General features: G+C 74.5%; 18 protein-coding genes and 3 pseudogenes. 13 read left to right on the top strand and 8 right to left on the bottom strand.

Translation table 11 applies throughout. The annotated features are described in order from the left end of the window. The coding region (locus HDR73_RS03185) for an NAD(P)H-hydrate epimerase (RefSeq protein WP_287136218.1) at window positions 1-499 on the top strand (499 nt) is incomplete at its 5' end. A 155-nt stretch (window positions 500-654) separates the two neighbouring features. Continuing rightward, window positions 655-951: a hypothetical protein gene (locus tag HDR73_RS03180; protein ID WP_012298686.1), complete on the top strand. Its 297-nt coding sequence runs from the start codon at window positions 655-657 to the stop codon at window positions 949-951. Window positions 952-1042: 91 nt separating this feature from the next. Here HDR73_RS03180 and HDR73_RS03175 read toward each other — a convergent pair whose 3' ends face one another. The 4 genes from HDR73_RS03175 to HDR73_RS03160 form a co-directional block, all read right to left on the bottom strand. Continuing rightward, window positions 1043-2071, bottom strand: coding sequence for an NADPH:quinone reductase (locus HDR73_RS03175; RefSeq protein ID WP_012298685.1), 1029 nt, complete (start codon window positions 2069-2071; stop codon window positions 1043-1045). A 40-nt stretch (window positions 2072-2111) separates the two neighbouring features. Next, window positions 2112-3677: an amidohydrolase gene (locus HDR73_RS03170; protein ID WP_012298684.1), complete on the bottom strand. Its 1566-nt coding sequence runs from the start codon at window positions 3675-3677 to the stop codon at window positions 2112-2114. Continuing rightward, entirely contained in the window at window positions 3674-4342 is a 669-nt protein-coding gene (locus HDR73_RS03165) for an FMN-binding negative transcriptional regulator (RefSeq protein WP_012298683.1), read from the bottom strand. Before HDR73_RS03165 ends, HDR73_RS03170 begins: the two co-directional genes overlap by 4 nt. 125 nt (window positions 4343-4467) lie before the next feature. Further along, window positions 4468-6183: an AMP-binding protein gene (locus HDR73_RS03160; protein WP_041464478.1), complete on the bottom strand. Its 1716-nt coding sequence runs from the start codon at window positions 6181-6183 to the stop codon at window positions 4468-4470. Window positions 6184-6307: 124 nt separating this feature from the next. On the opposite strand from HDR73_RS03160, the pseudogene HDR73_RS03155 reads away from it, so the two are divergent. After that, window positions 6308-7144: pseudogene (locus tag HDR73_RS03155) on the top strand (alpha/beta fold hydrolase). 58 nt (window positions 7145-7202) lie between these two features. Here the strand turns inward: HDR73_RS03155 and HDR73_RS03150 are convergent. Next, on the bottom strand, window positions 7203-7550 hold the full coding sequence (locus tag HDR73_RS03150; RefSeq protein WP_012298680.1) for a LysR family transcriptional regulator: 348 nt from the start codon (window positions 7548-7550) through the stop codon (window positions 7203-7205). 125 nt (window positions 7551-7675) lie between these two features. On the opposite strand from HDR73_RS03150, the gene HDR73_RS03145 reads away from it, so the two are divergent. The 8 genes and pseudogenes from HDR73_RS03145 to HDR73_RS03110 all read left to right on the top strand — a co-directional run. Next, a complete protein-coding gene (locus HDR73_RS03145) occupies window positions 7676-8296 on the top strand; it encodes a (deoxy)nucleoside triphosphate pyrophosphohydrolase (RefSeq protein ID WP_012298679.1) in 621 nt (206 codons plus the stop codon). A 51-nt stretch (window positions 8297-8347) separates the two neighbouring features. Continuing rightward, window positions 8348-9007 (top strand): VOC family protein, encoded by a 660-nt coding sequence (locus HDR73_RS03140; RefSeq protein ID WP_012298678.1) that lies wholly within the window; start codon window positions 8348-8350, stop codon window positions 9005-9007. A gap of 753 nt (window positions 9008-9760) precedes the next feature. Next, window positions 9761-10219, top strand: a complete 459-nt coding sequence (locus tag HDR73_RS03135; protein ID WP_223842745.1) for a poly(ethylene terephthalate) hydrolase family protein — start codon at window positions 9761-9763, stop codon at window positions 10217-10219. Window positions 10220-10465: 246 nt separating this feature from the next. Next, complete coding sequence (locus tag HDR73_RS03130; protein ID WP_223842744.1) at window positions 10466-11902, top strand: threonine/serine exporter family protein; 1437 nt, start codon at window positions 10466-10468, stop codon at window positions 11900-11902. 53 nt (window positions 11903-11955) lie between these two features. Next, window positions 11956-12632 (top strand): annotated as a pseudogene (locus HDR73_RS03125) (response regulator transcription factor). Further along, entirely contained in the window at window positions 12625-13956 is a 1332-nt protein-coding gene (locus HDR73_RS03120) for a sensor histidine kinase (protein ID WP_012298676.1), read from the top strand. Before HDR73_RS03125 ends, HDR73_RS03120 begins: the two are co-directional and overlap by 8 nt. Window positions 13957-14032: 76 nt before the next feature. After that, window positions 14033-14650, top strand: a complete 618-nt coding sequence (locus HDR73_RS03115) for a PepSY domain-containing protein (RefSeq protein WP_012298675.1) — start codon at window positions 14033-14035, stop codon at window positions 14648-14650. Between the two features lie 121 nt (window positions 14651-14771). Next, a pseudogene (locus HDR73_RS03110) lies at window positions 14772-15992 on the top strand (amidohydrolase); the annotation flags it as partial. A 338-nt stretch (window positions 15993-16330) separates the two neighbouring features. On the opposite strand, the gene HDR73_RS03100 reads toward HDR73_RS03110, so the two are convergent. Continuing rightward, entirely contained in the window at window positions 16331-16804 is a 474-nt protein-coding gene (locus HDR73_RS03100) for a DoxX family protein (protein ID WP_012298674.1), read from the bottom strand. A 141-nt stretch (window positions 16805-16945) separates the two neighbouring features. Between HDR73_RS03100 and HDR73_RS03095 the strand changes: the two genes are divergently transcribed. Then, window positions 16946-17947: a trypsin-like serine peptidase gene (locus tag HDR73_RS03095; RefSeq protein ID WP_041464476.1), complete on the top strand. Its 1002-nt coding sequence runs from the start codon at window positions 16946-16948 to the stop codon at window positions 17945-17947. Window positions 17948-18203: 256 nt separating this feature from the next. On the opposite strand, the gene HDR73_RS03090 is transcribed toward HDR73_RS03095, so the two are convergent. Both HDR73_RS03090 and HDR73_RS03085 read right to left on the bottom strand, forming a co-directional pair. Continuing rightward, on the bottom strand, window positions 18204-19442 hold the full coding sequence (locus tag HDR73_RS03090) for an acyl-CoA dehydrogenase family protein (RefSeq protein WP_012298672.1): 1239 nt from the start codon (window positions 19440-19442) through the stop codon (window positions 18204-18206). Then, window positions 19439-20809: an LLM class flavin-dependent oxidoreductase gene (locus HDR73_RS03085; RefSeq protein WP_012298671.1), complete on the bottom strand. Its 1371-nt coding sequence runs from the start codon at window positions 20807-20809 to the stop codon at window positions 19439-19441. Before HDR73_RS03085 ends, HDR73_RS03090 begins: the two co-directional genes overlap by 4 nt. A 209-nt stretch (window positions 20810-21018) precedes the next feature. On the opposite strand from HDR73_RS03085, the gene HDR73_RS03080 reads away from it, so the two are divergent. Then, window positions 21019-22473 carry an MFS transporter gene (locus HDR73_RS03080; protein ID WP_041464475.1) on the top strand — a complete coding sequence of 485 codons (1455 nt, stop codon included), beginning with the start codon at window positions 21019-21021 and terminating at the stop codon, window positions 22471-22473. The last annotated feature ends 114 nt before the right edge of the window (window positions 22474-22587 follow it).

Raw genomic sequence — 22587 nt, 5'->3', positions numbered from 1 at the left:
GCTGCTCGCCGCGGCCGACCTCGCGCGGGACGGGCGCGACGTGCGCGTGATCCGCACGGCGTCGCGCATCCACGGGGCCGCGGCGCGGGCGGCCGAGGCGGGCGTGCCCATCACGCCGGCAGAGGAGCTCGACGACGCGGAGGTGGCGGCGCTCGCCCGCGCGTCGGCGCTCGTCGTCGACGGGATCCTCGGCATCGGCACCACCGCGAGCCCCGCCCTCCGCGGCGAGGCGCGCCGCGTGGTGGCCGCGCTCCTCCCGGTGATCCTCGGCGCGGGCGGACCGGTGGTCGTCGCGTGCGACATCCCGAGCGGCGTCGGCTGCGACGACGGCCAGGTGCCGGATCCGACCGTGCTGTCCGCCGACGTCACGGTCACGTTCGGCGCGGGCAAGCCCGGCCTCATGCGCGGGCCCGGCCGCGCGCTCGCGGGCCGCGTGGAGCTCGTGGACGTGGGGCTCGACCTCTCCGGCGCGACCCCCGTGGCCCGCGCCGCCCGCTGACGACGCGCCCGGGATGACGCTTGTCCCCGATAGCGCCGACTTCACCCGACGCTCCCCCTGCGGAAGAGTCGAGGCAGGCCATCCGGCCCGTCGAAGGGGGACGACATCATGAACGGTCACGCCAGGAAGCACCGCACTCGAGGCGGAGGGCGGGCATGACCGGCCCGCTCGCGCTCGTCATCGCCAACGCAGCCGTCATGGCGGTCGTCGCCCTCGCGGGGGCACGCACCCCGCGGTGGCTCCGCGGATCGTCGTGGCTGCTGCTCGTCGTCTCGCTCGGGGTGCTCGCGCTGCACCTGCTGGGCGACGCGTGGGACATCCCGGCGAACCTGCTCGCCATCACGATCCTGATCTCCACCTGCCTCAACGCGAGCGCGCTCGCGCCGCTCGTGATGCAGCGTCTGCTGACGCGCGAGTCGCGTCCGCGGCGTCGGGTGGCGGGCACCGAGTAGTCCGCATCCGCCGCCGCCCACCGGTGGCTCGCAGGCCGATGGCCGCATCGCCCGAGGGCGGTGCGGCCATCTGTCGTCAGGGCCCTGGGGATCAGGCCGGCGTCACGTCGATCAGCACCTTGCCGGTCACGCCGTCCTCGACCGCCTGGTGCGCGTCGGCCGTGCGCTCGAGCGGGAAGCGGGTGATCGGGAGGCCCGCCTCCTCGCCGACGGGCAGCGCGCCGTCGATGAGGGCGAGGTGGATGTCCGCGCGCGCGGCGTCGAGCGCCTCCTGACCCACCGTGTAGAGCAGCAGGAACTGGTACCGGAGGTTCTTCACGAAGCTGTCCACCACGGGCAGGGTGACGGTGTCGCCGCCGTTGTTCGCGTACACCGCGACCGAGGCGCGGTTCTTCGCGACGGCCTGGTTGAGCTCGGCGTTCTGCGCGGGGGCGACCTCCACGATCAGGTCGACGCCGTCGGGCGCGATGGACTGGATCTCCGCCGCCGCGTCGCCCGCCTTGTAGTCGACGACGTGGTGCGCGCCGGCGGCCGTCGCGAGGGCGCCCTTCTCGGGCGAGCTGACCGTGGTGATCACTGTGGCGCCGGCCCAGCGCGCGAGCTGGATGGCCGCGTGGCCGACCGCGCCGGCGCCGCCCGCGACGAGCACCTGCTTCCCGGCGAGGGCGCCGGGGGCGAGGCGAGAGGGGCCGTCCTCGGAGACGGTGAGCGCGCGGTGCGCCGTGACGGCGGGGACGCCGAGGCTCGCGCCGAGGTCGAAGGAGAGGCCGTCGGGCAGGGGCGCGACGCGGTCGACGGGCAGCACGGTCTTCTCCTGCGCGGTGCCGGTGGGGCGGCCGTGGGCGGCCAGCATGATCCAGACGCGGTCGCCGACGGCGAGGCCGGTGACGTCCGGGCCGACGGCGTCGATGACGCCCGCGCCGTCCTGGTTCGGGACGACCTCGGGGAACGGCAGCTCCTGGCCGGGCGCTCCACCGTCGCGGGACTTCCAGTCGGTGGGGTTCACGCCCGAGACGACGACGCGGACGCGCACCTCGCCGGGGCCGGGGGCGACCTCGTCGCGGTCGACGGGCTGCAGGACGTCGGGGGCACCCGTGCGGGTGTAGGTGATCGCTCTCATGGTGGGTCCAACGCCGGCCGCCCGCGAGGTGTTCCGCCGGTCAGCCCCCGAGCGTGTCGTGCGTGAGGCGGCCGCCGAGGAGCGTGGCGGACACCCGCATCGCGCGGAGGTCGTCGGCGGAGGTGGAGGCGGCGAGCGGATCCCGCTCCACGACCGCGAGGTCGGCCCGCTCCCCCGGCGCCATGCGCGTGCGGACGGAGGCGTCGAGCGCGGCGGCCCGGTCGATGGCCTGCTCCGGGTGCCACGGCTCCCGGCCGTCCCGCGACCGGCCGACGGCGGCGCTCATGGTGACCCACGGATCCAGCGGCGCGACGGGCGCGTCGGAGCCGAGCGCGAGGCGCGTGCCCGCCGCGCGGAGGTCGGCGAGCGCGAAGGCGCGGGCCGTGCGGCCGGCCCAGTAGACGTCGGCGATGTCGCGGTCGTCCATGGCGTGCTCGGGCTGCACGCCCGCGACCACGCCGAGCGCGGCGAACCGCGCGACGTCCTCGTGCGTCAGCAGCTGGGCGTGCTCGATGGATCCCGCGGTCCCGTCCGCGTCGCGGTGCGCGCCGCCGAGCACTCGGTCGAGGTGCGCGAACGCGTCGAGCGCGAGCCGGTTCGCGTGGTCGCCGATCGCGTGGATCGCGGGCCGCAGCCCCTGCCGCGCGGCGCGCTCCATGAGCCCGCGCAGCTCCTCGGGCGGCACGGAGAGCTGGCCGCACGCGCCGCCGTGCGCGTCGCCGCCCTGGCCGTCGAGGTCGGGGTACGGGTCGAAGCAGTACGCGGTGCGGGTGTTGAGGGATCCGTCGGTGACGACCTTCGCGGGTCCCACGCGCACGAGGCCGCCGGTGCCCGCGAGCACGTCGCCCGTGCGGAGACCCGCGTCGCGCGCCCGGTCGAGGTCCTGCGGCCAGATGCCGGCCTCCACGCGGAGCGCGTCGTGCCCGAGGGCGGCGAGGCGGCGCCACCGGTCGGCGTTCCAGTCGATCTCGAGGTCGATGACGCCGACCACGCCGCGGCGGGCGGCCTCGCGGGCGACCTGCACGGCCTGCGCGTCGAGCGACGACGCGTCGCCCTCCTCCACGCGGTACATGAAGTCGAAGCAGTCGTCCTCGCGCAGGAGCCCGGTGGGGTGGTCCCCGTAGCCGTGGGGCGCGAGCGCGGCCGAGCTCGCCCAGCAGCAGTGCAGGTCGCCGCTGACGAGGAGCACGGGGGTGTCGCCCGCGACGGCGTCGAGGAGGTCCTTCGTCGGGAGGTCGGGCCAGAGGCCGTCGCGGAAGCCGTAGCCGACCAGCGCCTCGGGGGTGCCGGCGCTCATGACGGCGCCGGATCCAGCCGAGGCCGCGCGGGCCGCGAGCGCGTCCCGCACCAGCGCGACGGCCTCCGCCGCGGACGACGCCCGCGACAGGTCGAGGCGGCGGGACACCTTGGTCCACTGCGTGAAGTGCACGTGGTTGTCCCAGAGGCCCGGGATCACGAACCGGCCGTCGAGCGCGCGGGTCTCGACGCCGGTCGCGTCCGCGGATCCGGCCGGGCCGACGGACGCGATGACGCCGTCGCGGACGAGCACGTCGACGGGCGCGTCGGATCCGGGCAGGCGGCCGCCCGCGAGGAGCAGGCCGCTCACGCGTCGGCCCCGGCGGAGCCGCCCTCGGCCCGGGCTCGGGCGCGCCGCATCTCCGCGGCGAGCGCCGGATTCGGGTACTCCGCGCCGTGCTCCAGCTCGTGGAGCACGCGCTCGACCACGTGCGGCGGCTTGTCCTGGCTGAGCTTCGCCTTCGCGACGAACCGCGTGGCGACGAGCCGCAGGCCGACGGTGCCGGCGCTGATGCGGGCGGCGTAGGCCGCGTCCTCGAGCGTCCCCTCCATGCGGCGCGGCTCGGGCATGCGGTCCTCGAAGCGGTCGACCAGCTGCCCGAGCACCCGCAGGTTCTCCTCGGGCGAGAGGATCTCGACCCGGCACGTCAGGTGCGCTGACACGTGGTTCCAGGTGGGCACGGCGGGGTCGGCGTCGTACCAGCCGGGCGACACGTAGCCGTGCGGGCCCTGGACGATGACGAGGACCTCGCCGTCGTATCCGTCGCGCTGGCCGAGCTCGTGGATCCGCTCGTCGGGGCGGCCGACGTGGGTGAGGAGCGTGAGGTCGTCGCGGTCGGGATCGAGCAGCACCGGGTAGTGCGAGGCGACGAGCCCCGCGCCCGTGCCGCTGACGATCGTGGCCCACGGGTTCTCGTCCACGAGCCGACGGATCTCGGCCACGTCCTCGAGGGCGTACGACGGGTTCTCCCTCACCGGGCGGCCCGCCGCGGCTCGAGGGCGGGCGGGGAGGCGAGGGGCATGACGGGATGCTACCGGCCGCCGGGCGCCGCTCCCGTCACCGCCCGACGGCCGGCCGGAGACGCGCCGCCGACGCGCGGTCAGCGCGCCCGCAGCCCCGGGAACTGGTCGTCGCGCCACTCGCCGTCGAGCCGCTCGCCGGCGTCGGATGCGGCCACCTCGCGCTGCCGCAGCTCGACCCGGCGGATCTTCCCCGACGCGGTCTTCGGCAGCTCGCCGAACTCCACGCGGCGCACGCGCATGAACGCCGGGCACCGCTCGCGCGCGTGCTTCAGCACGGCGAGCGCGGTCGCCTCGTCGGGCTCCCACCCGGCGGCGAGGTGCACGTAGGCCTTCGCGACGTTGAGCCGCACGGGATCCGGCGCGCCCACCACCGCCGCCTCCGCGACCGCCGGGTGCTCGATGAGGACGCTCTCGACCTCGAACGGCGAGATCTTGTAGTCGGAGGACTTGAAGATGTCGTCGGTGCGGCCGATGAAGGTGATGGTGCCGTCGGCGTCGCGTCGGGCGACGTCGCCCGTGTGGAAGTACCCGTCCCGCATCGACTCGGCCGTGCGGGCGTCGTCGCCGAGGTAGCCGGCCATGAGGTTCACGGGCCGCGTGGCGAGGTCGAGGCAGATCTCGCCCTCGTCGGCGGGCTCGCCTGTGACGGGATCCACGAGCACGACGTCGACGCCCGGCAGCGCCGTGCCCATGGAGCCGGGGACCACGGCGTCGCCGGGCGCGTTCGCGACGATGGCGGTGGTCTCGGTCTGCCCGTAGCCGTCGCGGATGGTGAGCCCCCACCACTCCTCGATGCGCGCGATGACCTCGGGGTTGAGCGGCTCGCCCGCGGACATGATCTCCCGCAGCTGCCCGGGCCGCTCGCGGATCCCCGCCTGGATGAGCATGCGCCACACAGTCGGCGGCGCGCAGAACGTCGTCACCTCGGCACGGTCCAGCTGCTCCACGAGCGCGTGCGCGTCGAAGCGCGCGTAGTCGTGCACGAAGACGGTGGCCTCCGCGATCCACGGCGCGAAGAAGCAGCTCCACGCGTGCTTGCCCCAGCCGGGCGAGCTGATCGCGAGGTGCACGTCGCCCGGCTGCAGCCCGAGCCAGTACGCGGTCGTGAGGTGCCCGACCGGATACGAGACGTGCGTGTGCACGACCATCTTCGGCTTGCTCGTGGTGCCGGAGGTGAAGTAGACGAGCGCGGGATCCGTGGACGCGACCGCGACGCCCACCCGGTCGGCGGGCGCGTCGTCAGCGTCGCGGTAGTCGGCCCAGCCGTCGGGCACGGACGTGTCGCCCGTGGCGCCGATCGCGATGCGCGCGTACTCCCCCGGCACGTCGTCGAACACGGCGGTGTGCGCGAGGTCGGCGATGACGTGGCGCACGCCCGCGCGCAGGACGCGGTCCGTGAGGTCGGCGGACCCGAGCACGGTCGAGGTCGGCAGGATCACGGCGCCCGCCTTCATGATCGCGAGCATCGTCTCCCACAGCTCCACCCGGTTGCCGAGCATGAGCATGACGTGGTCGCCCTTCCGGACGCCGCGGGCGACGAGCCACGTCGCGACGCGGTCGGAGCGCGTCGCCATCTCGTCGAAGGTGAGGCGGCGCTCGGACCCGTCGCCCGCCACGACGTGCAGCGCCACCCGGTCGTTCCCGCGCGCGATGCCATCGAACCAGTCGACCGCCCAGTTGAAGGACTCGCCCACGTCGGGCCAGCGGAAGCGCTCGACCGCGGATGTCCGGTCGGTGCGCATCTCCTGAAGGAGGTCACGGGCGGCACGGTAGGAGGAGTTGGCTCGGGGCATGGGTCCATCCTGCCGCCCGCGCCCGCGTGCCGGCGGCGGGTGATCCCCGGACCGCACCGCACCGCGCACGACTCCGAAGCAAATATGTAGTGCACGAACTCATCACTGAGGGAAGGACGACCGCATGACCGAGATCACCGCCCACCACGGGCTCCTGAAGGACACCAACCTGCACGTCGACGACACCGGGGGCACGGGACGCCCCGTGGTCCTCATCCACGGCTGACCGCTGTCGGGCGAGTCCTGGAGCAAGCAGGTGCCCGCGTTCGAGGCCGCCGGCTACCGCGTCATCACGTACGACCGCCGCGGCTTCGGCCGGAGCGACAAGCCGCTCACCGGCTACGACTACGACACCTTCGCGTCCGACCTCGACGCGGTGCTCACCGCGCTCGACCTCGTCGACGTCACGCTCGTCGGCTTCTCGATGGGCGGCGGCGAGATCGCCCGCTACATCGGGACCCGTGGCGAGGCGCGCCTGCACAGCGTCGTCTTCGCCTCCGCGGTGCCGCCGTACCTGGAGAAGACCGACGACAACTCGGACGGCCCGCTCACGAAGGACGCCGCCGCCGAGATGACGGCCGGCCTCACCAAGGACGAGGACTCCTTCTACGACGAGTTCACGACCGGCTTCTACTCCGCGAACGGCGTGCTCAAGGTCACCGAGGCCGAGCGCCAGGAGGCCATCGCGCTCGCGCACCAGTCGAAGAAGCACGCGGCGCTCGCGTCGATGGCCGCGTTCGCGACCACGGACTTCCGCGACGACCTCACCAAGGTCACCGTGCCGACGCTCGTCATCCACGGCGACAGCGACGCGACCGTGCCGTTCGAGGGATCCGGCGCGCGCACGCACCAGGCCATCGCCGGCTCCGAGCTGCACGTCGTGAAGGACGCCCCGCACGGCGTCACGGTCAGCCACCCCGAGGAGTGGAACCAGGCCGTGCTGGAGTTCCTCGAGAAGTAGGACGCACCACCCGTCGCAGGGGCGCTGATCCGGTCGGGTCAGCGCCCCTGCGCGCGCTTCAGCGCCCCTGCGTGCGCTTGTACGGCTTGGGCTGGCCCTTGACCACGGGCGCGCGACCCTGGCCCTTGGAGGCCTTGGCCTTCCCGCCGGCCGGCGGCTTCGGCGCCTCGGGCGGGGTCGACGGCTTCGCGAGCTCCTCGAGCGCCTCCTCGTAGGCGAGGCGGCCGGTCTTCGTCAGGCGCGTCTCCGTGCTCTGCGGATCGAAGACGGACCTGCCGTAGTGCTCCTCGATCGCGCGGATGGATGAGGCGAGCTTCGCGCGCGAGATGCCGAGCTGATCCGCCGCCTTCGGCAGGTGCAGCACCTCGGCCGCGACCACGAAGTGGCGCTGGTGGCTGATCTTCACGGGTGGTGCCTCTCGTCGCGGCGGATGCCGGATGTCCCACGGTACAGGCCGGGTCCGGCCCGCCCGGGCGCGGTCGGACGGGCCGGTAGCGTCGAGGCGGCTGGCGACGCCGACGGGAGGCACGGATGGCGGGACTCGAGGTCGTGGCGGCGGTGCTGATCCGCGACGGGCGGGCGCTCGCCTGCCGCCGCGCGGCGCACAAGGAGGGCGCGGGCACGTGGGAGTTCCCGGGCGGCAAGGTCGAGCCGGGCGAGACGCCCGAGGCGGCGCTCGCGCGGGAGATCCGCGAGGAGCTCGGCGTCGAGGTGACGGTCGGCGCGCTCGTCGACCGCTCCGAGGTGCCCGTGGGCGAGCGCGTCGTCGACCTCGCCTGCTACCGGGCGGATCCCGTCGGCCCGCTCCCCACCGCGAGCACCGACCACGACGAGCTGCGCTGGGTGGCGCTCGCGGATCTCGGCGACCTCGCCTGGTCGGCGCCGGACCTACCCGCGGTGCGCCGCTTGGTGCTCGAGGCCCGGCACCCGGACGCCGACTGGGTCATCGACATGGGCGCGCGGCCGCCCGTCGCGGATCCCGAGCACGATGTCCACGTCGCCCGGCTCGCGGGGGCGTCGGACCGTCTGGCCGCGTCCGCCGCCGCGCTCGGGGACGCGGTGCGCGCGGCGCACGCCGCGGGGCTCGACGAGCACCGCATCGCGGTCGCGGCCCGCCTTTCGCTCGCGCACGTGCGGGAGCTGCTCGACTGAGGCGTCGCCTGCGCTTGACCTCAAGTTCGCTTGAGGTGCTGGGATCGGCGCATGATCATCCGCGCCGTGACCCTGCCCGCCCGCGACACCGCCGAGGTCGCCGACGCCTACCGGGCGCTCGGCTTCCCGGTGCGCATCACCGACGACGCCGTCGAGGTGGAGATCGGCCCGTCGCGACTCCGCTTCGTGCACGACCCCGCTTACAGCGGCGCGCACCACCTGGCGTTCACGATCCCGACGGGCACCTTCGCGGCCGCCCGGGCGTGGCTCGGCGAGCGCGCGGAGGTCATCGCGCCCGACGGCTGCGACGAGTTCGCGGGGCCCGGCACCTGGGACTCACGCTCGGTCTACTTCCGCGGGCCCGACGCGCAGGGGCTGGAGCTGATCGAACGCCGCGCCCTCGCCCCGGACGGCCTGCCGACGGGTCGGTTCCGGGCGTCCGACATCGTCGCGGTGAGCGAGGTCGGCGTCGTCGTCGACGACGTGCCCGCCGCGGTCGGGCTTCTAGAGGAGGCCGGGCTGCACCCCTACGGCGGCTTCGCGACAGACGGGTTCGCCGCGGTCGGCGACGTCGACGGCCTCGTGATCCTCGTGGCACGCGACCGCATGTGGGTCCCGGAGGGCACGCAGGCAGCGGCCGACGTGCCGGTGGTCGTCGACGCCGGGCTCGGGCCCGACGTCGTGCTCGGCCCGGGCAAGCGGATCCTCTGACGCCGCACGACGACCGCGGCGGCGACGCCCACGTGACGTGACGCCTCGTCCGGCGGCGTGCGCCGCGGACGTCCCCGACCCCGTCGACCGGCTCCTGCCCGACGAGCTGATCCGTCCGCTCGTCCCGCGCGGCGTCGCGCGCGCGGGCGGCGTCGCGCGCACGGGATCTGTGGCGTCCCGCGCGCGGATCATCCCCGGGCGGCGCGGCTGGGGAGGACGGCACAGGGGCCGGGGTCGCGCGCTCCTGATGTGCTGACGAACCTCCGTATGCGGCGACCGCCGCGGGCTCCCGCCCTTCGACCAAGGGGACGCCCATGCCCGTCATACCCTCCGCGCTCCGCTCGCATCCTGCGGTCGTCGCCGCGCTCGCCCTCGTCGCCACCCTCGCGATCGCCACCGCCGCCCAGGCCGCCCCCGCCCACCACGCGGCGCCCGCCCACGCCGCGGCCCACCACCACGCGCCCTTCGCGGTGCGCACCACGGTCGTCCCGAAGACGGCCATCACGGCATTCGGCGGCGGCGTCATCTCCACGCCGCAGGATGCGGGCGAGCCCGTCCTCGGCGCCGTCGTCATCACCCCGGCTTCACGGACACGAACGCCGACGAGAAGGAGATGGCCGAGCTCGTCGCCTCGCAGGGCTTCGTCGCGTTCGCCATCGACACGCTGGACACGGGCGACTTCCCGAGCAGCGCGTTACCGAGATCCTCGCCGCGGCGGATCACCTCACCGGCCAGAGCGCGGTGAGGTCGTAGGTGTCCGCGAACGACGTCGGTCTCATCGGCTACTCGTTCGGCGGAGGCGGCACGACGCAGGCCGCCCAGTCGCGCCCGTCGATCACGGCCGCGATCGGGCTCATGCCCTTCGACTTCCCGCCCGCGACGGCCCCGAACACGACGACCCCGACGCACCCGAGGCTGACGACACCGACCCTGGTCATCACCGGCCAGAAGGACGACGTCGCCATCCCGAAGGACTTCGGCAAGCCCGCGTACGACTCCATCCCGGCGGGCACGCCGAAGCAGTACCTGGAGCTGAAGGGCCTCGGCCACGCCGCGGGCGAGCACGTGCCGGTCGCCACGATCCGCAACGCGGTCACGGCGTTCCTCAAGCGCTACCTCGACGGGAACAGCGCCTACGCGAAGTACATCTGCCCGGCCCCGAAGGTCGGCGGTCCCATCAGCGCGTCGACCAGCTCCTGCCCCAAGGGCTGATCCACCCCGCTCGCCCCGCGCGGCGTCCGACCCCCGGTCGGGCGCCGCGCGCGCATGTCCCCCGACCCGGCACCTAGGGTGGGGACGAACCACCATCCGCCCCCGCTCGACGCGGGCCGGCCACCGAACGGAGCGCTGATCGCGCTGAGCACCACCCCGCCGCCCGGCGACCCGCGGCGCCCCCGCCGGGATCCCGGAGCCGCGCGTCCGCCGCGCCAGCGCCGCCGCCGCGTCAACCCGCAGGAGATGCGCGACGTCCGCGCCCGCCTCCGCGCCACCATCTACGAGGGCACCGAGCCCGCGCACGGCCGCCTCGGCGACCTCTACTCCCCGCGCCAGATCGTCGACTTCTGCCTCGACCTCGGCGAGGTGATGCTCGCCTCCGGCGCCGACGTGCGGGCGGTCGAGATCGCGATCGTCGCCGTGAGCACGAAGTGGAACCTCGCGCCGCTGGAGCTCGACATCACGGGCACGGCCATCACCATCCAGTACGCACCGCTCGAGGGCCCGCCGCTCGTGAAGCTGCGCGTCGTCACGGCCGAGGGCAGCGACCTGCACCGGCTCTCGCTCGTGTACCAGATCGTCGACGAGCTGCTCCACGACGACCGCGACATGACGAGCGCGGTCGAGGGCCTCGTCGAGGTGCTGAAGTCGCCGCCCCGCTGGCCGTCGTGGATCACGGACGCCGCCATGGGCCTGTTCGGCGTCTCCGTCTCGCTGCAGGCGGGCGGTTCCCTCCCGGGCGCCGTCGGGGCGTTCCTGCTGATGATCGGCGCCATGGTGCTCGGCCGGCAGCTCTCCCGCCGCGGCATCCCGCCGTTCTTCGTGGTCGCCGTGCAGTCCGCGATCGTCGCGGCCGTCGGCACGCTCGCGATCTGGTCGGGCGTCATGCCCGCGGGGAGCGCCGCGGCGATGGTCGCGGCCGTGGTGGTGCTGATCCTCCCCCACGTCACCATCGTCACCTGGGCCCAGGACGCCATCTCGGGCTTCCGGGCCATGGCGCTGTCGCGGGCCATGATCATCGTGCTCATCGTCGCGGGCATCGCCGTCGGCATCCCGGGCGGCCTCGCGCTCACGGCCGGCGTCGACATCGAGGTGGATCCCACCGACATCACGCTGCGGGCGCTCCCCCTCTGGATGCTCCTCATCACCACGTTCTTCGCGGCCGGCGCCACCGGTATCACGCAGGGCGCCAACGCGCGCGTGATGCCCGTCGCGATCGGCATGGCGCTCGTCGGCACGGTGTCGCTCTGGATCCTCAAGGCGGCCGGCATCCCGCTGCTCGCGGCGACATTCCTGGTGGCGACGCTGCTCGGCGCGCTCGGGACGGTGGTCGCGGCGCGCGTCCGGGTGTCGGCCACGGCGATAGCGGTGCCCGCCTTCTGCGGATCCCTGCTGCCGTCGCTCGCGGTCGCCTCGGCGCTGCTCAACTCGATGGCCGGCACGTCCGGGGCGACGGGCGCGTTCGTCGGGGCGATGGCGACGACCCTCGCGATCGGCGCGGGCCTCGTGCTCGGCAGCCTGCTCGCGACGCCGCAGGCGCGTCGCCACCTGCGCCGCCGGGCGAAGCGCGTGGTCGTGCAGTCGGTGCGGCTCGACACGACGCCGATCGGCATCATCCGCGACCCGTCGCTCGTCGATCCTCCCGCGCGGCCGGCGGGCGGCGGCGTCGACCTCGGCTGAGGCCCGACCGCCCCCGTGCCCCGTCGGCCCGACGCGTCTGGCACGGTGGTCGGATGAGGATCCTCGTGGTGGACGACGAGCGGCGGCTGGCCGACGGGATCCGCCGCGGGCTGCAGGCCGAGGGATTCGCGGTCGACGTGGCGCACGACGGCGTCGACGGGCTGTGGTGGGCGCGCGAGAACCGCTACGACGCGATCCTCCTCGACCTCATGCTGCCCGGCATGAGCGGCTGGGCCGTCTGCCGAGCGCTTCGCGAGGAGGGGATCTGGACGCCCGTGCTCATCCTCACCGCCAAGGACGGCGACTGGGACGAGGTCGAGGCGCTCGAGGCGGGCGCGGACGACTTCGTCACCAAGCCGTTCGCGTTCCCCGTGCTGGTCGCCGGATCCGCGCGCTCGTGCGTCGCGGAGCGCCCGCCCGACCGGTGGCGCACCGCATCGGCGACCTCGTCGTCGACCCCGGCCCCCGCCGCGCCACCCGCGCCGGCCAGGAGATCGACCTGACGAGCCGCGAGTTCGCGGTCCTGGAGTTCCTCGCGCGGAACGCCGGGCGCGTCGTGTCCAAGCGCGAGGTGGTCGCGAACGTCTGGGATGACAACTTCGAGGGCGACCCGTCCATCGTCGAGGTGTACGTGGCGCATCTGCGCCGGAAGCTCGACCGGCCGTACGGCACCTCGACCATCGAGACGGTGCGCGGCGCGGGGTACCGTCTGGGCGGATCCGATGTGTGAGCCGAGCCGGCGACGCCGCTCGCTCCGTGTCCGGGCGACGACCGCGGTCGCCCTCATCGCGCTCGTGCTCGGGGCGCTCGGCGCGGTCGCGTTCGCGGTGGTGCTCCGCGGATCCCTCGAGGACGGCGTCCGCGAGGCCGCCGGGCGCACGCTCGAGACGGTCGCCGACGCGGTCGCCGCGGGTGGTCCGCAGGCGGTGACGGACCTCGGTGACGATGACCTCGTGCAGGTGCTCGACGGCGACGGCCGCGTCATCGCGCACGGCGAGGACGCCGACGGCCCGCCCCTGCACGTCGACGACCGGGCCGACGACGTCGTCGTCGACGGGGAGCGGCGGCTCGTGGTCGCGGGCGAGGTCGAGGACGCGGGCGGCGTGACCGTCGTCGTCGCGGCATCCCTCGAGGAGGCCGACGAGGCGGTCGCGGCGGTCGTGCGGCTGCTCCTCGTGGCCGTGCCCGTCGTCGTCGCGCTCATGGCGCTGCTGGCGTGGGTCGTCGTGGGCCGGGCGCTGCGGCCGGTGGAGCGGATCCGCCGCGACGCCGAGGCCATCGGCTCCGCGGCGGGCGACGCGCGCATCGACGAGCCCGGGACGGGTGACGAGGTCGACCGGCTCGCGCGCACGCTCAACGGCATGCTCGCCCGGCTCGAGGCGTCCCGCACGGCACAGCGGCGCTTCGTCTCCGACGCGTCGCACGAGCTCCGCTCCCCGCTCGCGACCGTGCGGCAGCATGCCGAGCTCGCCCGCATGTACCCCGACCGGACGAGCCTCGCCGAGCTCGCCGACGTGGTGCTCGCCGAGGGCGGGCGGCAGCAGGACCTCGTCGACGCGCTCCTCGTTCTCAGCCGCCTCGACGACGGTGCGGCGCTCGACCGCCGCCCCGTCGACCTCGACGACGTCGCGCTGGAGGAGGTCGCGCGGCTGCGCGGGCGGGCGGACGTGCGGGTCGACGGAGCGGGGATCACCGCCTGTCGCGTCTCCGGCGACGCCCGGCTCCTCGCGCTCGCCGTCCGGAACCTCGTGGAGAACGCCGCCCGGCACGCGGCGACGACGGTGACCGTGTCCACGACGGCGGGCCACGGCGGTGTCGTGCTCACGGTCGACGACGACGGGTGCGGGATCCCCGCGGGCGAACGCGAGCGCGTGCTCGACCGCTTCGTGCGCCTCGACGAGGGGCGCGACCGCGACTCGGGAGGATCCGGGCTCGGCCTCGCCATCGTGCGCGAGGTCGCGGAGGCGCACGGCGGATCCGCGACCGTGGATGCGGCACCGGGCGGCGGCGCCCGCGTCGCGCTGCGCCTGCCGGCGGAGCAGTCCGCGGAGTGACGTCCGCGCGGTCGACGCCCGCTCGGCCGAAGCGCGCTTAGGGTCCGGTTAAGGTGCCGCCCGGCATCGTGGGCGCATGACCACGCACACCGCATCGACCACCGTCCGCCGCGCCGCCCTGGTGCTCGCCCTGCCGCTGATCGGCGGCCTCGCCCTGGCCGGATGCTCCCAGCCGGGCACCGCGCCCGCGTCCGCCCCGGGCGCCGGATCCTCCTCTGCGTCCGCCGCGCCGTCCACCGGATCCGACGCCGACCCGGCTCCCGCCGACGGCGCCCTCGCCGCCGCGGTCGACACCGCGATCGCCGCCGTCCCCGGCAGCGCGCTCGTCTCCGTCGACCAGGAGGCCGGCGGCACCTCGTGGGAGGTCGTCGTCGCCGAGCCCGACGGCCGCGAGCACGAGGTGCACACGGGTGCCGACGGATCCGCGGTCACGGCGGGCCCGGTCGCCGACGCGGACGACGCCGACGACCTCGCCGACACCGCGGCGCTCCTGCAGGGCGCGCGCATCGGCCACGCGGACGCCGCCTCCGCCTTGACGGGCGCCGTCGCGGGCACCCTCACCGAGCTCGGCCTCGACGCGGACGGCGGCCGGATCCTGTGGGAGGGCGACGTCGTGGACGCCTCGGGCGTCACCCACTCCGTGCGCGTCGACGCGGCCTCGGGCGACGTCGTCAGCCAGGACGTCGAGGACTGACGCCGGGAGGTGCGACGGACCGCCCCCGGCCGCGGGCGGCTCCGGGTCGGCGGAGGGCCGGGCATAGCCTGGATCCACCTGTCCCCACGAGGGACGCCACCCACACCCGAGGAGGATCCCCATGGACGTGCACCCCGGTGTCACCCTGCTGGACGACGACGTGCGGGACGCGCACGAGCTCTTCCGCTCGCTGCACGCGCACCCCGAGCTCTCGATGCAGGAGCACGCGACCGCCGCCGCGATCGAGGCGTACATGGAGGCGATCGGCGCCGAGACGTTCCGATCGGGCGGCACCGGCGTGGTCGGGATCCTCCGCAACGGCGACGGCCCCGTGGTCGCGTTCCGCGCCGACACCGACGGCCTCCCCATCCTCGAGGAGACCGGCCTCGCGCACGCCAGCCGCGACACGGGCATCGACCCGTCCGGGAAGGAGGTGCCGACGATGCACGGCTGCGGCCACGACTTCCACGTCGCCGCCGCGCTCACCACCGCCCAGGCGCTCGCCGCGAACCGCGCCGCGTGGGCCGGCACCATCGTCTTCCTCTTCCAGCCCGGCGAGGAGACCGGCTAGGGCGCCCGCGCCATGCTCGCCGACGGCCTCTGGAACCGCGCGCCGCGCCCCGAGGTGATCCTCGGCCAGCACGTCTTCCCGCTCCCCGTCGGCATGGTCGCGACCCGCGAGGGAGCGTTCATGAGCATGAGCGACTCGTGGCGCGTCACCGTGAAGGGCCGCGGCGCGCACGGCTCGCAGCCGCAGAACTCCATCGACCCGATCGTCGCGGCCAGCGCCATCGTGCTGCGGCTGCAGACCGTGGTCGCGCGCGAGCTGGATCCGCAGGCCGCCGCGGTCGTCACCGTCGGCACGTTCCAGGCGGGCACGAAGGAGAACATCATCCCCGAGCACGCGGTGCTGGGCCTCAGCATCCGGACCTTCGACCCGGCCGTGCGGGAGCGCGTGCTGGTGTCGGTGCGGCGGATCATCCTGGCCGAGGCCGCCGCGAGCGGGGCGCCGGAGCCCGTGATCGAGGAGATCGTCTCCTTCCCGCTGAACCGCAACGACCCGGAGGCGACGCGCGGGATCGTGGCGGCGCTCACCGCGCAGCTCGGCGAGGACATGGTCAAGGAGTCGCCGCCCATCATGGGCAGCGAGGACTTCGGGATCCTCGGCGAGGCGATCGGCGTGCCGACCGTCTACTGGGCGTTCGGCGGCGTCGAGGCGTCGGCGTTCGGCGGCGAGACCCCGCCGCCCGGCAACCACACGCCGCAGTTCGCGCCCACCATGGAGGGCACGATCGAGACGGGCGTGAAGGCCGCGACGGCCGCCCTCCTCTCGCGGGTCGGCGTGGCACGCGCGGAGGTTCGATTCACGCGCACACGGAGAGGGCATTGCATGTCGGATGCGCTCATCGCCGGGGCCGTCGTCGCCCCGCTCGCCATCGTCCACGTCGCGCTCATCGTGACGGCGCTCGTGCAGGTCGTCCGCGACCGCGCGCTCGCGGGTCTCGCTCGTGACCTCTGGGTCGTGGCCGTCGTGGTCTTCCCGGTGCTCGGCGCGATCGCCTGGTTCGGCGTCGGGCACCGCACGTCCGGCGCGCAGCGCGCCGTCGACCACCTGCGGCTCAGCTTGTAGGCACGTGACGCCGCTCCCGTCGGAGCCCCGCGCCCGCCGCCCGACCCCGGTCAGCGGCGGGCGCGCCTGTTCCGCCATGCCGACCAGGCGCCCGTCGCCCACAGCGCCCAGAGCACGAGGAGCGGCTGGAAGACGAGGCGGATCGCGCGGGCCGCGTCGGTCTCCAGGCCGAACGCGGGCGTGCGCGTGACGAGCTGCGAGATGTTGCCGGGGAAGATCGCGACGAAGAAGGCGGCGACCACGAGGCCGACCCAGACGCGCCAGCGGCCGAGGAGCACGAGCGACAGGCCGAGCACGATCTCCACCACGCCCGATGCGAGGACCACGAAGTCAGGATCCATCGGCAGCCACGTCGGCACCTGCGCCTGGAACGACTCGCGCGCGACCGTCAGGTGCCCGGTGCCGGCCATGATCAGCACGAGCCCGAGCAGGATCCGCCCGAGCGTGCGCGGGATCGAGCTGCGTCCGCCGTCCGGGGCGATGCGCGGGTCGGCGGTCGGGAGGGACGCGGGGCGCGAGGTCATGCGTCCAGTCTGACGCGCCGCGCATGTGCGTCGGCCGCCCAGCCGGTTGTTCGGCGTCCGCGCGCGGAGGCGGCGTCGACGGCTACCGTCGGTGCCTCGGCCGCCGGCCAGGTGGCCGCTCCCCCAACGGAAAGACCGTCCATGACGCACGCGTCCCGCACCGCCGCACGGATCCTCGCCCGCACGCTCCTCCGCCGCCCGGCCCTCGCCGTGGTCGCCGGGGCCGCGGGCCTGATCGCCCTCGTCGCCGTCTCGCCCACGTCGTCCGCCACCGCCGACGACGCCGTGCCCGCCCCCTCGACCGTCACGCGATCCGCCGCCGAGGCGGCGGACGCCGTCGCCTTCTGGACGCCTGAGCGGCTCGAGGGTGCGGGATCCCCCGAGCTCACGCGCGTGACCGGCACCCCGACCTCGCCGGACGACACCCCGTCCGCGGACGAGCTCACCACCTCCGCCGCCCGCGACCAGCGCCGCGCCCAGCCCGTCATCCCGGTGGCGCAGCAGGTCGACCCCGTCTCCCACATCGGCATCGTCGCGTACGTCGTCGACGGCAAGGAGTTCAGCTGCACGGGCAACGCCGTCGAGTCCGAGAACGGCCTCACCGTCGCGACCGCCGGCCACTGCGCCTTCCCCGGCAAGGACCCGTCGAAGATGGTGTTCGTGCCCGGGTACATGAAGGGCCAGCCGTACACGGTGTGGCCGGTCACCTCGGTGACGCTCGCGGCGGGCTGGCGCGAGACGCTGGATCCGTCGCGCGACACCGCCTTCCTCACGGTCGGCAGCCCCGACGGACGCACCCTCACCGAGGCCGTCGGCGCCTCCCCGGTGGAGTTCCACCAGAAGCTGACGCACTACACGACGATCATCGGGTACCCGGCCAGCGGCCGCTTCACCGGCGATGCGCCGTTCCTCTGCAGTGGCATCGCCCGCGCCACGCACCTCGAGGGGCAGAGCGGCCAGGAGCTCGACTGCGACATGAAGGAGGGCGCGTCCGGCGCCCCCCTGTTCGACGGATCCGGCCCGGGCGCGCGTCAGTACAGCGTGCTGTCCGGCGGGCTGGAGGAGAAGCCGCTCGTGGTCGCGCCCGTGTGGGACCGCGTCATCGAGGCCGCGTACCGCACGGCCCAGTCCCGCGTCGGCTGATCCCCGTCGGCCGATCGAGGCCGGGTCGCGTGCGCCCTCCACCGACGGCGCCCGTGACCCGGCCTCGGTGCCGTCCTGCCCGGAGTCGGCTACGACGCGCGCACGTCGCGCGCAGATCGCACGCAGGTCGCGCCCGCCGTCTTCCTCGTGGGCTCGGGATCCACGTCCGTCACCGGTCAGACCACCGCGGTCGACGGCGGCTCCTCCGTGCACCGACCGCTGGTCCCGCGCTCCGCGTTTCCGCGCAGGCGAGCCGTCACCGCGGGAACGCCGTCGCGCCCACCTTCTCGTACGCGGCCCACGCGTCGACAGGACCGCGGCCGGCGACCGCGTACTCGCCGATGGCGCGGGCCTTGTAGATCGCCGGGTTGTGGCTCGCGACGACGCGGGCGTTCCGCCAGTGCCGGTCCAGCGCGCGCACGCGGAACGTGGCGGATGCTCCCCCGACCTCGAACAGCAGGGTCGCGGCGGCCGGCACCTCATCGACCGCGAGCACCTGCGCCTGGTAGACGGCGTTCTCGGCGGCGTCGAGCGTCGGACGGTCGAGGGCGTCGCCGGGTGGGGCCGTCGCGACCGCGTCGTCCAGCCGGGCGGCCGCGGCCAGCGTGGTGGCGCGCACGGCGAACGCGCTCGCCGAGATCCGCCCGACGACATCGAGCACCTGCGGGTCGTCCCGCGGGAGCGCGGCGGTGGCGTGGATGTAGGTGCGCGTGCGGCTCCGCACATAGCCGACGGCGTCGCGCTCGACCTCCTCGGCGATTCCCGCCAGCACCGCCACGCGGTACAGCTGGTAGAAGGCCTGGATGTGGCTCAGCGGTGCCTCGCGGTACGCGGTGACGGTCGCCGGATCCACCTCGACGCCCGCGAACGTCGTCGTGCCGCTCGCCGTGAGGGTCTGGCCGAACGCGTCCCAGTCGTCGACCGCGGTGACGCCCGGCGCGTCGGTGGGGATCGCGAGCGTCACGCGCTCGACGCCGTCGGCGGCCTCGCGTCCCGCGGCGAGGTAGATCCAGTCGGAGTAGAGCGTGCCGGTGGAGTAGTACTTGGTGCCGTCGAGGATCCAGCGGCCGTCGCGCTCCTGGAGCGTCGTGGAGATGTCGGCGAGCGTGTTCCCGGTCTGCTCGCTCGTGGCGTTGCCGACGATCGCGCCGGTTGCGATCCGGCGGATCCACTCGTCGCGCGCGGGCCCGGGCGGCCGGCGCAGCACCAGCTCCACGTAGCCGAAGTGGCCGCGCAGCAGGTGCCCGACGTTCGCGTCGGCGGCCGACAGCTCGACCACCAGCTCGACGAGCTGGGCCAGCGATGCGCCGCGCCCGCCGTCCGCGACGGGCAGGCGGATCGCCCCGAACCTGGCCCCACGGAGGAGCGCCACGGCGTCGTGGGCGAGCTCCCGGTCGCGCTCGCGGGCGACGGCGCCGTCGCGGATCCGGTCGAACAGCGGGAGGAACTCGGCGCGCAGGTCCGCGGTGGACGCGCCCGTCGCGGCCCCCGTCACGAGAACGCGCCCCGGTACGCCGCCGCCGGGTGCGACTCCGGCAGCCGGTCGCGCCCGGTGAGCTTGTGCCGCAGCGTCCCCGGCTCGTACTCCTTCTGCTGCAGCCCGCGCTCCTGGAGCACGGGCGTGACGTGGTCGACGAAGTCCTCGTAGCTGCCGGGCAGGGTCCAGTTGATGACGTTGATCCCGTCGACGCCCGCCTCCTGCCAGCCCGCGAGCACGTCGGCGATCTGCTCGGGCGTGCCCACGACGCGGCCGCGGAGCTTCGCGGAGAGGCGGGCGAGGTCGGCGATGGTCGGCTCGCGGTCGGGCGACGCCTCGCGCAGCCAGTTCAGGTGGCTCTGCCCGGCCTGGGTCTCGACCTGCGAGAGCGGAGTCGCCGGATCCAGCTGCTCGCCCGTCTTCGGGTCGAAGCCGAGGTTGGAGTGCAGGAGGAAGCCGTCGGCCGAGAGGTACTCGTCGATCTCGGCCTCGTTGCGCTTCGCCTCCTCCTCCGTGCTCCCGGTGATGAAGGAGAGCCCGAGCCAGAAGGAGAGGTCGTCGGCCCGCCGGCCCGCGTCCACGGCGAGCGCCCGAGTGTCCTCGATGAGGGCGCGGGTCTTCTCCGGGGTCGACGACAGGATGAACTGCGCCTCCGCGTTCCGGGCGGCGAAGCGGCGGCCGACGGGCGAGGATCCGGCCTGGAACAGCACCGGCGTGCGCTGCGGCGACGGCGACGACAGGTGCGGCCCGGCGACCTTGTAGCGCGGACCCTCGTGGTCGATGCGGTGGATCCTCGACGCATCCGAGAACACGCCCCGCTCCTTGTCGCGCTGGAGGGCGTCGTCGTCCCACGACCCCTCCCACAGCTTGTAGACCACGTCGAGGTACTCGTCGGCCCAGGCGTACCGGGCGTCGTGGTCCTCGAGTCCGTCGTGCCCGAAGTTGCGGGCGGCGCCGTCGAGCGCGCTCGTCACGACGTTCCAGGCGATGCGCCCCTTCGTGATGTGGTCGAGCGTCGAGACCTTGCGCGCGAAGTCGAACGGGTGCGCCTGCAGCACCGAGCTCGTGAACGCGAAGCCGAGGTGCTCGGTGCTCACGGCGAGCGCGGAGATGAGTACGGACGGGTCGTTGCTCGGGAACTGGAGGCCCTCGCGCGCGTTGACGTCGTAGGCGCCGTCGCCCGGACCGTAGAGGCCCACCACGTCCGCGAAGAACATGGCGTCGAAGCGGCCGCGCTCGAGCGTCTTGGCGAGATCCACCCAGAGCTGCACGTCGTCGAACTCGTGCTGGCGCGCGGACGGGTGCCGCCACAGGCCGTGCTGGATGTGGCTGGCCGTGTTCATCACGAAGGCGGCGAAGCGGAGCGGGGGCCAGGCGTCGGGCATGGGGATCCTCTCGTCGGACCTTAACCATTCCACTCGCTTTCCCAGGCGCCGGAATCCGGGACGGCGCGTGTGACGCGGGATTACCGGGGCGCGTTACGCGGCGTGACCGCGGCTCTTCCCCGACCGGGGGATCACGGGACACGGTGGGCGGCACCCGGGCGGATCCCCGCTCGCTCCCCCTGCACCGCAGCCGCACCGCTGGAGACCCCATGACCACCGCACCGCCCGCCGCATCCGCCGCACCGATCGCCGCTCCCGACGCCCCCGAGGCCCCCGCCGACGTCTCCCGCCGCCGCCGCCGCGTCCTCACCGCGTCGTTCATCGGCACCACCGTCGAGTACTACGACTTCTACCTCTACGCCACGGCGTCCGCGCTCGTGTTCGGCAGCCAGTTCTTCCCCAACCAGACGCCCGCGGTCGCCCTGCTGTCGTCGTTCGCCGCGTACGGGGTCGGGTTCCTCGCCAGGCCCATCGGCGGGATCGTCGCCGGGCACCTCGGCGACCGCATCGGCCGCAAGCGCTTGCTCGTCTACTCGCTCGTGCTCATGGGGATCGCGTCGACCCTCATCGGCGTCCTGCCGACCTACGCGACCATCGGCCTCGCGAGCGTCGTCGGCCTCGTGCTCCTGCGGCTCGTGCAGGGCATCGCGGCGGGCGCCGAGTGGGGCGGATCCGCGCTGCTCTCCGTCGAGCACGCCCCCGCCCACCGCCGGGGCCTCTTCGGCGCGTTCACGCAGATGGGTTCCGCGGGCGGCATGCTCCTCGCGACCGCCGTCTTCGCCGCGACGCGCTTCACGCTCGGCGAGGAGCAGTTCCTCGCCTGGGGCTGGCGCCTGCCGTTCCTCCTCAGCGCCGTGCTCGTGGGCGTCGGCCTCGTGATCCGCCTGCGCGTGGAGGACGCCGCCGAGTTCACGGAGATCACGGCGGCCGGCGATGTCGAGCGCTTCCCGCTCGGCGTCGTGCTCCGCAGGCACCCGCACGCCGTGCTCATCACCGCGGGCCTCCGCCTCGTGCAGCCCGCGCTCTACTCGATCCTCACCGTCTACACGCTCTCCTACCTCAGCGAGAAGCGCGGTGACTCGGGCAGCGCGCTCACGGCGGTGCTCATCGTGTCGGCGCTGAGCGTGCTGACCACTCCCCTCTGGGGCTGGATCTCCGACCGCGTCGGCCGCCGCCGCCTCACCATCGCGAGCACGGCCGGCATCGGGATCCTCATCTGGCCGTTCTTCGCGTTCCTCGACTCCGGCCCGCTGCTGCTCCTGCCGCTCGTCTTCGCGCTCGGCATGAACGTCTTCCACGACTCCATCTACGGGCCGCAGGCCGCGTGGTTCGCGGAGCAGTTCCCGACCGGCGTCCGTTACAGCGGCGTCTCGCTCGGCTATCAGGTCGGCAGCATCTTCTCCGTCGGCCTCACGCCGCTGCTCGCGGTGCTGTTCCTGCAGTGGGGCGGCGGATCCCCGTGGATCCTCTGCGCCTACATCGGGCTGTACGCGGTGCTGACGATCGCGGCGGCGCTCGCGGCGAAGGACCCGGCACGGGAGGCGATCGCGGCCCGACGGGCGGCGGCGGCGGACGACGAGCGGGACGCCGTGCACCCGGCGGTCGCGGTGGCCGGTGCCGCGGGGGCGGGCGGCCGGGAGCGCGAGCGCGCGACCGTCCGGTAGGGCAGCGCGGGGCCTCTGCGGCGACGTCGGGCAGATGCACGGCCTCTGTGCAGTCGACAGCCCGCCGGATGCGAGGTCGCTCTACCGTGACGCGCCACGGCACTCGCCTTCGAC

Origin of the sequence: Clavibacter sp. (assembly GCF_014802555.1) — a bacterium.
Classification (GTDB): Bacteria; Actinomycetota; Actinomycetes; order Actinomycetales; family Microbacteriaceae; genus Clavibacter; species Clavibacter sepedonicus.
Note: the sequence above shows the minus strand (reverse complement) of the source record. Positions and strands in the feature narration are given on the sequence as shown.